This window comes from Pseudomonadota bacterium (assembly GCA_030859565.1).
Classification (GTDB): Bacteria; Pseudomonadota; Gammaproteobacteria; order JACCXJ01; family JACCXJ01; genus USCg-Taylor.
This window is the reverse complement of the sequence record JALZJW010000038.1, coordinates 19,398-29,627: the sequence shown is the minus strand read 5'-3', so window position 1 is coordinate 29,627 and position 10,230 is coordinate 19,398. Positions and strand designations below refer to the sequence as shown.

General features: G+C 57.8%; 12 protein-coding genes and 3 pseudogenes. 3 read left to right on the top strand and 12 right to left on the bottom strand.

Translation table 11 applies throughout. From position 1 onward, the window contains the following. The 3 genes from M3436_07770 to merT form a co-directional block, all read right to left on the bottom strand. A partial coding sequence (locus M3436_07770; GenBank protein ID MDQ3564026.1) for a hypothetical protein occupies window positions 1–513 on the bottom strand: 513 nt, incomplete at its 3' end. A 38-nt stretch (window positions 514–551) separates the two neighbouring features. Then, window positions 552–836 (bottom strand): mercury resistance system periplasmic binding protein MerP, encoded by a 285-nt coding sequence (merP, locus tag M3436_07765; GenBank protein ID MDQ3564025.1) that lies wholly within the window; start codon window positions 834–836, stop codon window positions 552–554. Window positions 837–848: 12 nt separating this feature from the next. Next, the gene (merT, locus tag M3436_07760) at window positions 849–1,199 is read right to left on the bottom strand and encodes a mercuric ion transporter MerT (protein ID MDQ3564024.1); all 351 of its coding nucleotides are present in this window, start codon (window positions 1,197–1,199) and stop codon (window positions 849–851) included. A gap of 70 nt (window positions 1,200–1,269) precedes the next feature. Here merT and merR point away from each other — a divergent pair, with 70 nt between their 5' ends. Continuing rightward, the gene (merR, locus tag M3436_07755) at window positions 1,270–1,683 is read left to right on the top strand and encodes an Hg(II)-responsive transcriptional regulator (GenBank protein ID MDQ3564023.1); all 414 of its coding nucleotides are present in this window, start codon (window positions 1,270–1,272) and stop codon (window positions 1,681–1,683) included. 2 nt (window positions 1,684–1,685) lie between these two features. Here merR and M3436_07750 read toward each other — a convergent pair whose 3' ends face one another. The 8 genes and pseudogenes from M3436_07750 to M3436_07715 all read right to left on the bottom strand — a co-directional run bounded on the left by M3436_07750 (window position 1,686) and on the right by M3436_07715 (window position 8,315). Beyond that, entirely contained in the window at window positions 1,686–2,018 is a 333-nt protein-coding gene (locus M3436_07750; protein MDQ3564022.1) for a YnfA family protein, read from the bottom strand. A 161-nt stretch (window positions 2,019–2,179) separates the two neighbouring features. Beyond that, a complete protein-coding gene (locus tag M3436_07745; protein MDQ3564021.1) occupies window positions 2,180–2,854 on the bottom strand; it encodes a TlpA family protein disulfide reductase in 675 nt (224 codons plus the stop codon). Between the two features lie 171 nt (window positions 2,855–3,025). Further along, window positions 3,026–3,196, bottom strand: coding sequence for a hypothetical protein (locus M3436_07740; protein MDQ3564020.1), 171 nt, complete (start codon window positions 3,194–3,196; stop codon window positions 3,026–3,028). A 784-nt stretch (window positions 3,197–3,980) separates the two neighbouring features. Continuing rightward, the gene (locus tag M3436_07735; GenBank protein MDQ3564019.1) at window positions 3,981–4,859 is read right to left on the bottom strand and encodes a hypothetical protein; all 879 of its coding nucleotides are present in this window, start codon (window positions 4,857–4,859) and stop codon (window positions 3,981–3,983) included. 1,272 nt (window positions 4,860–6,131) lie between these two features. Beyond that, complete coding sequence (locus tag M3436_07730; protein MDQ3564018.1) at window positions 6,132–6,428, bottom strand: hypothetical protein; 297 nt, start codon at window positions 6,426–6,428, stop codon at window positions 6,132–6,134. A gap of 94 nt (window positions 6,429–6,522) precedes the next feature. Continuing rightward, a complete protein-coding gene (locus M3436_07725; protein MDQ3564017.1) occupies window positions 6,523–6,855 on the bottom strand; it encodes a type II toxin-antitoxin system RelE/ParE family toxin in 333 nt (110 codons plus the stop codon). Window positions 6,856–6,865: 10 nt separating this feature from the next. Continuing rightward, window positions 6,866–7,138, bottom strand: coding sequence for a type II toxin-antitoxin system ParD family antitoxin (locus M3436_07720; GenBank protein MDQ3564016.1), 273 nt, complete (start codon window positions 7,136–7,138; stop codon window positions 6,866–6,868). Window positions 7,139–8,033: 895 nt separating this feature from the next. Further along, window positions 8,034–8,315, bottom strand: a pseudogene (locus M3436_07715) (GFA family protein). 147 nt (window positions 8,316–8,462) lie between these two features. On the opposite strand from M3436_07715, the pseudogene M3436_07710 reads away from it, so the two are divergent. Continuing rightward, window positions 8,463–8,579 (top strand): annotated as a pseudogene (locus tag M3436_07710) (ribonuclease). A 3-nt stretch (window positions 8,580–8,582) separates the two neighbouring features. Here the strand turns inward: M3436_07710 and M3436_07705 are convergent. Beyond that, the gene (locus M3436_07705) at window positions 8,583–9,905 is read right to left on the bottom strand and encodes a cation:proton antiporter (GenBank protein ID MDQ3564015.1); all 1,323 of its coding nucleotides are present in this window, start codon (window positions 9,903–9,905) and stop codon (window positions 8,583–8,585) included. A gap of 48 nt (window positions 9,906–9,953) precedes the next feature. Between M3436_07705 and M3436_07700 the strand changes: the two are divergent. Beyond that, a pseudogene (locus M3436_07700) lies at window positions 9,954–10,109 on the top strand (IS21 family transposase). Window positions 10,110–10,230 lie beyond the last annotated feature (121 nt).

Sequence of the window (10,230 nt, the reverse complement as noted above, 5' to 3'; positions counted from 1 at the left end):
TTCAGGGTCGCCTGCAGACCCCGTTCGGGCCACTCCGCGCCCTGCAACCTCATGGGCAATGCCGCGGCAACCGTTTTGCAGGGTGGTGCAATGCCGTGCTCTGTGGCTTCCTATTGATGATGCTTGCCTGTGGAAGTCGAAGCGTAGGAATCGCCCCCATAGCCGTTCAGTTGCCCACCACAGTCCCGCTGTACCGATCACCAATCCCAGAGAGAGCCAGGTCCAAGCCCGCGGTCCTAAGATGAGCAGCCCAAGGCCGTCGAGCAGCGCGACACAGGCCATGACAAAAAACAACGGTGCCGTGAAGTAACAGTGGGTCCGGCCACAGCGCCGTGCATTCGCCGTACAAGCTGTACCCATCCAGAGGAGGCTCGGGACCCAGATCCAGGCGCGCCACGGCGGTTCCACGAATAGCGAGCCGGCGAGCGCCAAGCCAGGAAGCCCCCAAGCGAGAGCGAAGCTTAGGCCCCCGGCAGCCCAATCTTTTGATCGATGACCAGAGGCTTCTCGCATGTCACAGCGCGGTCTCATGTATATCTCGGGAGGTATACTCACTGACCCAGATGTGATGGGTACCCCGCGTTCGTCGTGGCTCCGATGAGGGCCGGCACGCTGGTCTTGGTGTCATCGAAGGTCACCACGGCCTCCTTCTTGTCGAAGCTCACCTCGGCCTTGGTGACGCCATCGACTTCGGTCAGGGCCTTCTTGATGGTAATGGGGCATGCCGCGCAGGTCATGCCGGAAACCGACAGGGTGACGGTCTTCGATGCGGCCCACGCAGAGGTGCAGAATGTGGTCAGGAGGGACACTACAGCGACGGTCAACAGCTTTTTCATCGGGATCTCCTCTTAGTAAAATAGCGGGGTGATGGAAGGGAAGGCGAGCGCGACCACCACCAGGGCGGCCACGATCCCAAACATGACTTTATAGGCGCGCTTCGTCTGTGGTCGCGCACAGACTTCATCAGGCTTGCATTCGGCGGCCGGTCGGAAGATGCGCCGGTAGGCGAAAAAGAGAGCGACGAGCGCCGCGCCGATGAAAACCGGGCGGAAGGGCTCGAGCGCCGTCAGGTTGGCGAGCCAGGCCCCGCCGAGACCGAGCGACACCAGCACGAGCGGACCCAGGCAGCAAGCCGATGCCAGGATCGCCGCGATGCCGCCGACAGCGAGCACGCCGGCACCGTTGTTCTCTTTAGCCATGGTGACCTCCTTTCGAGACGAAGAGTGATGACATACAATTACTCCCGTAGTCAGGTACGGAGTCAAGGGCGTGAAAGAGAATTCTCAGAACCTCACCATAGGTACCTTCGCCAGGGTGGCCGGGGTCAATGTCGAGACGATCCGATTCTATCAGCGCAAGGGGCTGCTGCCGGAGCCTGACAAGCCCTACGGTAGCATTCGGCGGTACGGAGTCCCGGACGTCGCACGGGTGCGGTTCGTGAAGTCCGCGCAGCGGCTTGGTTTCAACCTGGATGAAATCGGGGGCTTGCTATTGCTCGATGACGGCACGCACTGTGACGAGGCGAGGGAACTGGGGGAAAAGAAGCTGGCGGATGTGCGAGGCAAACTCGCCGATCTACAGCGGATCGAAACCGTTTTAGCATCGCTTGTAAAGCGGTGTGGCGCGACTCGGGGGCAGGTCAGGTGCCCGCTTATCGCGTCGCTAGCGAATCGGAGCGAGTAGTCTCATGGGCTGCGCGGAGCGAAGAAGATAATCGTCATGCCAGCGAGGGTGACGGCGGCGCCGATCACGTCCCAACGGTCGGGACGAACGCCGTCCACCAGCCACATCCAGATCACGGCGACCGCGACATACACGCCTCCGTATGCCGCGTAGGTTCGACCAGCGATCTGGGGGTGCAAGGTCAAGAGCCACGCGAAAGCAGCCAGACTAAAGCCAGCAGGCACTAGCAGCCAGATCGATCCCTCTTTCTTCAACCAGAGCCAAGGGAGGTAGCAGCCGACGATCTCCGCTACGGAGGTCAAGATGAACAACCCAAGTGTTTGGAGGAATTGCATGGTTTCGCCCAGTTTTCTTCCGACATTGTCATTCTCCGTCAATATGAACCAGGACCCATAATCGATGCACTGTTTCCTTTGAATAAGCAATGATCCTATCCAACTACTCGATCCGTCCCGGCAGAGCCGCCGCCGTTCCGGGTGCCGCCCACCGCGCGCGGCTAGGGATCCTCGGCGAGCAGCGCCTCGATCTTCGCGCGCATGACGCGGAAGTCATCGGTGTCGGGCGCTAGCTTCCCGCCCAGGTGCACGTGACGGATCACGCCGCGCCGATCGATGAGGAAGCTGACGCTCGTCCACGACCGCTCGTGGCCATCGAGCCACCAGCGCTTCAAGGTCTGCCAGTCGGGGTCCACGGCCACGGGGAAGCGAAACTGGTAGTGCTCGACGTAGCCGCGCACGGTCTCGACATCGAGCGGCTCGGGGTCCTTGTGGTGGTACACGCCGATCACAACCAGGCCGCGGCTGCGGTACTCCTCGTCGAAACGGTTCAGGGCCGGCGCGGTGGCGCTGCAGAACGGGCAGTTCGGAGCCATGAACCAGCGCACCAGCACCACCTTGCCGCGCAGGTCCTGGAGCGCAAGCGGCTCGGAGTTGAACCAGTGATCGAGCTTCCAGCCGGGAGCGGGCTGGCCGATGAGGCCGCAGAGGTCGTCGGTGGCCGGTGGGTCCGCGGTCGGGAGTGCGGAGGCTCCAGCGCATGCCGCGAGCAGGACGACGGGGAGGATCCAGCGCATGGCAGCATGGTAGCCCACGGCCGACTTGCGCGGCAGTGGGCGGCGAGGACAAGCCCCGATCGTGTGAATGGGATTGCCCTTGAGCGTGACATTGGCCATGGGGCGGGCCTATAGGGGGCAGGGTAGACGGTGAAGTGGTAGTGCGCGTGAGTAGGGCATCGGCGGTGAGGTCTTTGCTGTATAGGTCGATCGCGTCCAACAGTGGAATGGCCATGCCGATCTCGTTGGTTAGTTTCAGCTTCTCGGTGGCGCTCCCCACCGGCAGGGTACCTACTTTTTTTGGGTGTAGCAGGTCTTGCTGTGATGACCGACCACGCTCATGATGTGGGTCTGATGGCCGTGTTCATCGATGGCGTTGCACAGGGTCTTGTCGTCGATGGCGAGACTGCTGTCGGGGTGGCCATAGGCTGCATTCCAGTGGCGAACAGTAAATGTGAGCATCTTTGAGCGGTGTCTGTGGTGCCCAGATGGAGGCGCCAAAAACGGTCTAATAAAAATTGGCGTATCTCGGTAAAACTGGTACTTATCTGCCCTTAAGTGCCTCTATTATTAGACAAGCACCTCTTTATTTTATTCGCATACTCAATTAGTTACGCGATTTCGTCCAGGGGACTGAAAATCCCTGTGTCGGTGGTTCGATTCCGCCCCTGGCCACCAATAATCAAAGACTTAGCCTTGATTCCGTTCCGCCTAAGGGCATCTGTGCAGGGAAAGTTACACGTTTCCGATACGACTCATCTTTGTGCCAACCGATCAACGTCCTCGGTGTGACATTGACGAGGGCGTCTTTCCAGGCAAAGCACCGTGAGAGCAGCACGAGGAGATAGCGCGATGCATTATCAAACCGTCGTGGCACCGCCTTGCGTTCTTGGTAGTACGCCAACTGCTTACGAAGGAAGAGAACTTCAGCCGTCAGCGCCGTACGGCTCTTCATGTAGAGGGCCAGGAAATTTAAGCTGTTCGTGATAAGCAAGCGTCCCAAAGCAGCGAGCTCAATCAAACAGCGAACCAGGTACCCAAGAAATTCCACCCGTCTAGGCTACACCGGCATCTCAGCGCATGGCTAGCTGATTTCACACGGGCAGGAAGATAGGCGTTCAGATATTATTTGCGCACCACAGTGGTGGCCGACGCGGCGGGTGTAGGAGTGAATATATTATGGAACGCAAAGCCCAGCGATTGAATCGCACGATTCTCCGCTGGGCTTCACGAGACTCGGCGCAGCTTACTGTTGTAATACGCCTCCGGACGGAGGAATGGTAGTACCCCCAATGGTATTACCCCCGGCGCTACCCAGGATGCCGTACTTAACACGCCAGGCGAACTTGTCGTCCTGGTTCTTATCGCTGTAGTAGATGTCGAGATTGCCGTCATCTGGCATCCACAAGCCGACCTCCTTAATGTGATGATCGTTGCTGCTAAAGTTCAGATCGAAGCCGCGAAGCACCGCGGATCCCACCGGAATCGATGCGCGTGCCGCACCCTTGGCGGTACCCGAACGCGTACCGATCGCGGTGAAACGCGATCGAGGGACATAGGCGTAGTCGAGTTCCCACCAGAACGTGTCGTCATCGTTCTTGTCGTTGTAGGCCACCGTGACCCGCCCGTCTTCCTCAAGCACGCTTATCTGGTCGATGTGGTGATCCGTGCCATGATAATAAATGTAAAAGCCACGGATGACGAACACCCAGTTGGCGAGGTCTGGAGGCGCCTGCAACTGCATGACGTCGGCCCCTTTGCTAGCGACACGCTCCGTCGACCGCTGCCAGATCTGACCATAGTACGGCTGACTTTGGATGTGGTAGTAGTACTCGTCATCGCCGTTCTTGTCTTGGAAGTTGATTGCGATGGTTCCTAACGAAGGTTTATGCGGCTGGACTTCAATAGCCCGAATGTGATGGTCGGAGTCCGAGAACCTGAAGTAAAAGGATTTCATCAACGGTGCGCCGTCAACGTGGAAATTGTCCTGCGTGTAACCCTCCCCAAAGCCTTCTGCCGATTGTGCCGCCGCGGTTGCCGCGACTGCCCAAAATCCAAGCATTGCGAACAATCCCAATCCCCATCGAGACATTCGCCCTGGACTCAATTCGTGCTTCGTATTCATGGTCGTAACCCTCTGTAAAGTTCAAGCCACTATTTATTGGTGTGCGTGTGTTTAACGCAAGGTCACGATAGCAGTTGTGGAGCGAACGATCTGTGAGATATTCACATAGATCGTCGCGACTTTGCGTGTTGATGTACAGCCTTATATATAGGGTCAGGGTAGCGGCGTCGTAGTAGGGTAAAGTCAATAACGATCCGTGGATCGTTAACGATTTGCATGCCGAGGAAGATTACGAAGAGTACGGGTGGGGACGGTATTGGCATGGTAGTGCCGATGTCATCCGAGCAGTTCAGTCATTTTACCGAGTAGCCACAGAAGGACCAGAGCGAACGCGGCAATCAACAAAAGGAGCTGGAGACGTTCTTTGGTCGCGCGTGCCGTGATGTTCAAAGCTCAGTCGGGCTATCTTCCGGCCGCATAAGAACTGAAGAAACGTGAGGGTGAGGATTGTAGGCTGGCCGACCTGTAACGCTTTGATTCGGGTCGCTGGCAGGGCTATCGTTACCAATAACATTTTCAGTCACAGGGCAGCGGCTATGGAGATGAGAAGAGCGTCTCGGACGCCGCCTTCAGTGAAGGGTTAGTTAGGTGCCATGCGGCAATCACAGGAGATTGTGGGTTAGGTGATGTGGATATCTATGCACCTTATGTTTTGTCCTAAAGTCAACCAAACGCCAAAAACCATAGCCAGGAAGCAGAGTATTCATAGAACAATCTGTCCGACCGCACCATGAAGCTTGAACCCGAACACTTCAAACGTTATTGAGCCAACGGTGAATTCGAGCACCGCAACAAGGAAAAGGCTGAAACCCCGGAAATTCCAATGCCGATAGTGGCCGCGGGGTGCTGAGAGATCATCTGAAGAAACCAATTATTGGTCGCCGGCCTACCATACAAGGTTTGGTGCACCAAGAAGCCAAAAAAGAATCCAGCCCAGCAGAGGATACCAACGACACAAACACGCGCTATCCACTTCCGAAACTGCGTGTCCGACCGTTGACTGTATATGGCTCGTTCACCAGGAAAGATAATCGCGCTGTACAGGACACCTAACCTAGCGGAAGTTGAGTGGCTCCCCTTGACGAGGGAGCAAAGCGTAGCTTTCCGATCAAGTCAGGCAACTCGCGCTCCGTTGGTTGGCGCGCGTTTAGCGCCGTCGCGATCGCGGGTATCAAAGCCTGTGATCCTATCCACTCTCAGCGCAAAGACTATCAGCCATCGACTCCTCGATGGTACATTTCCATAACCGACGGATTGTTCCTGCGATAGTAATCAGACACAGTAATCCAAAAGACCACCGGGGCCGGAAGCACCTTTAAACTTGAATCCAGGTGCCTCAAATTCAAGAGGCCCAAATAAATTGTCAGAGATAAGGACGATAAAAAGGGCCGCCAGGCAAGCTATAGGCAATCCCACGACAGCCGGGAAGTGCTTGCGTGTGATATCGAAGAAGAGATCTTTCTTGATCGCAAGGTAGGCGACGCGGACACAAAAGAACACTGTCACGACAGTCACTATTGTCAGGACTACCCAAGCGGCTACCAGCTGAAATTGAGTAACGGGATCCATAGGTTAATGATTAAGGTATTAGTGAAATGCGATGCTGTTGGGCGCGTGGTGGACGCCCAGAATTGCACCTACTCCCCTTTCACGCGGTGAGTTGTTAGTTGTCATTGTCTTCTTCGAACATGCCCGCGATGTCCCGGGCGCTGTGGAGGACCCTCACAATATCGATCCGCTTTTTGTTGACCAGGAGGTAGAAGATGAGGTAGCGCTCAAAGTGCTTGATGGGCCACATCCGCAATCCGGAGAGCCTTGGATCGCCGAACTCTCTTGCGCTTCCGATTTCCGGAAGCCGGGCTAAAAGCCTACAGGCGGTCTCGACAGCCTCCTGAAACGCGTCTGCGATTCTCGGGTTTTCGGATCGAAGATAGGCCGCGATCTCGATCACATCCTCCCTGGCTTGGGGCCGGAAGGTAACGGTACGGGGCTTCATCCATTTCAAGTTATGGCTTCTGCTTTCTTCCTTGGACTCTCTCGTCCGCCTCTATCCAAAGTTTGTTCCATTCTTTCCGGGTCATTTCTATGGGCGGCCCGGAATGGATCCCCTCCAGGAGGAGTTGCTTTAACCGTTCTTCCCCATGGTGCTTTTGGTCTTCTCGAATGAGGGAACGGATATAGTCGCTTAAGGTGCCATACGACTGCCCCTCGCCCACACGCTTATTGGCATACTCCTTGAGCGCTTCCGGGAGGGAGACATGAATGGTTTTGGTTCCCACGTGCATAGGCCTCGAGGTAAAGAATAAGGTGAATATCGTCCAAAGTATGGACAATGATCGCTATACTCACTCTAGCAAAGCGTTGAGCCGTGTCAAGGCTGACGGCCGTTACCTGTAACACTTGATTTTGAGCCGCCGGCAGGTGTGTGTCGCGAATTGCTAATTGTAAGTTAAATCACGCGCTAATCGCAGTCTTGCCGATGCGTGCTGAGTTGGTAAGGTGGCGGTATGCGAGAAGTCTTTGTCCTCCTTGCTTATCTTCCCACGCTGGTAAAGCTCTGCCGACCTAGGGGACTCTATGCGGTAGTAGCCGAGTCACTCGCGGTTAAGCATCAACTACAAGTCATGAGTCGGTCGCGCCAGCGAGCGCCAAGACTGACGCCGTGGGATCGACTGGTCTTCGGGCTCTGTGCCTGGTGCATTCCGACCGAGCGACGCGCGAAGTGCGCCGTCATTCTCAAACCTTCGAGCTTCACCCGGTTCCACCAAGCACTGGTGCGCTGCAAGTATCGATGGCTGTATGCTGCTGGAAGACGCAGTCGCCCCGGTCCCAAAGGACCTTCGAAAACGATCCGCTATTCCGCTTTCATCGGTAGTTGGCGGATCTGCGCATTCTTGACATAGAAGAGATCAAGACCGTTCCCTTCGTTCCGCAGTCACATCCTTTCGTGGAACGCGTGATCGGTATGCTACGGCGCGAGTATCTTGATCATCTTTTCTTCTGGAATGGGACAGATCTTGAACGGAAGCTCCTTGCGTACCGAGACTACTATAACCGCTACGGGACGGAACATACGGCTCCACGTGCAACGATTGAGTCCTATGAGTGGCTCAGCCATTGCCATGGAATGTTTCATCTGCCTGTTGCCGCATAAGAGCTGGAATTCGCAACAAACACGCCGTAGACCGTGCCGAGATCTGGGGAATTTCCTCGCCCGAACGAGCGCACGCCACAGTGCTTGCAGAAAAAGTGATGGTTGTTCCTGGTGTTGAACAGATATTCAGTAAGTTCCGCTTCGCCGGCGAGCAGCCGAAATGCATCCGGCTTGATCACGGCGGGCCGAAATCTCGTTTTAGTGCATAGCGAGCAGTTGCATTTGTATGTACCCGCGCTCAGGTCAATGTCCGCCTCAAAGCGGACCGCGCCGCAGTGGCAACTTCCGTTGTATGTCTTCATATAACGCTCTTCGATGGCTTGTCGGCGGTCAGGGTTCGGGGTACTGAATAGTCGTTTGGCGGGGTCTTAAATCGACACCGGTCGTTAAGCCCTTGCTTCGCTTAGACGCACTTGTGCCTGCCCAGCTGCCGGATCGGCCGCACCTCGCCGCTGCCCACCGAGAAACGCAACGTCGGCCAGCGCGACGTGCCGGTGCAACTGCAAGGCGTATGGGTGCGGCCGGGCGCCGACGGCATCGTCGTGATGGCGCACCCGCTGGGCTGAGGCTTAGAGGCGTTTGCCTCGGCTCGCACGCCTGGTGCGATACAGCTCCATGATCGGAGTCGCCGAGGAGCCGTGCAGTAGCACGGACACGACGATCGTCACCAGCACCGCGTCGGTGATGATGCGCATTTCGTTCATCGTCGGGCCGTGCGTGATCGCGAACGCGAGGTAGTACACCGATCCGATGCCGCGGATGCCGAACCACGCCGCGAGCCTGCGTTGCGTCGGCGTCAACAGCGTGCCGATCGGCGCGAGATAGATGGCAATCGGACGCGCCACGAAGATCAACGTGAGCGCGACGACGAGGCTCGTGCCGGTAAAGGCCTGGCTCGTCAACAGCGCACCGACCACGAGCATCACCGTCAACTCGGCGAGCATTTCCAGATCGAGCGCGAAGTCGAGCACCGCCTTGGCCATGTAGGCGGAGGTCAGTGCCGGCGTCGCTGCTGCTGCAACGCCCTTGTCGCGCGCCGCGATCGTCTTGTCGGCGCCGGGGCTGCGGTTGATGTCGTGCCGGTGCTCGATGTGCCGCACCGCGAGCCCGGCCGCGAACACCGCGAGGAACCCGTAGGTCGCGATCGATAACGCGAGCCCGTAGGTCAGCGCGATCAGGCCGAGCGTCAGAAAACTCTCCATGCCGAAGGCCTGCTCTCGTTCGTGGCGCAGGTACACGATCGCTCGGCTGAACGCGAGGCCAAGGGCCCACCCGAGCGCCAGGCCGCCGAGCGTGGCCCATGCGACATCGACGCTCCACCAGCGCGAGCCGAGGGGCCCGAGTTCATGCAGGCCGAGCACGCCGAGCGCGAGCATCAGGAACGGGAACGCGGCACCATCGTTCAGGCCGCCTTCGCCGGTCAGGCTGAAACGAAGCTGGTCGCGGTCCTTGATGTTGTCGACCTGCACGTCGGAGGCGAGCACCGGGTCGGTGGGTGCAAGGATCGATGCGAGCAGCAGCGCCGCGCCGAGCGTCAGGCCGAGCGCGATGCCGACACCGACCATCACGGCGATCGTCAGCACCATCGCGAGCGTGGCCATCAGCACCGGTGCAAGCCACATGCGATCGGACAATCCAACGCGCAGCCGCAGCCCGACGGCGAAGAGCGATATCAGCAGCGCTATTTCGGTCATCATCTCGACGATGCCGGCATCGTTCGGCAAACCGATCTGGATGAAGCCGAAGCCCTGCGGTCCGAGCAGGTAGCCGGCGACGAGATAGAGCGCCGAGGTGCTGACCGGCAGTCGCTGGCGCCAGGTGTCCGACAGGCCGATCAGGATCAGCAGCACGCCGATGATCAGGCACCAGGTCGAGAACAGAGAAATAGTCAAATGTTGTGTACGAGGCGAGGTCAGGCGGCGATTCTACAAAGCCGTGCTCACCCCGAGCAAGGCTATCGGGCCTCTCTGGGGATCATGCGGTTGGGTCGACAACACGGCGAAGCGCGTCTTGAAGCTGCCTGCGCCCGCGCCGAGCGCCTCGGTTCTTACAGCTATCGCAGCGTTAAAAACATCTTGGCGCGCGGGCTCGACCGTGTAGCCCTTAAAGAGGAGAGCGCTTTCCTAAATCTGCCAGACAACCAGGGGGGAATGCAGACTTAAGAATTCGCGACAGACAGGTTGAGGAAGGGGTGCACACGCGTTTAAATAACGCGCT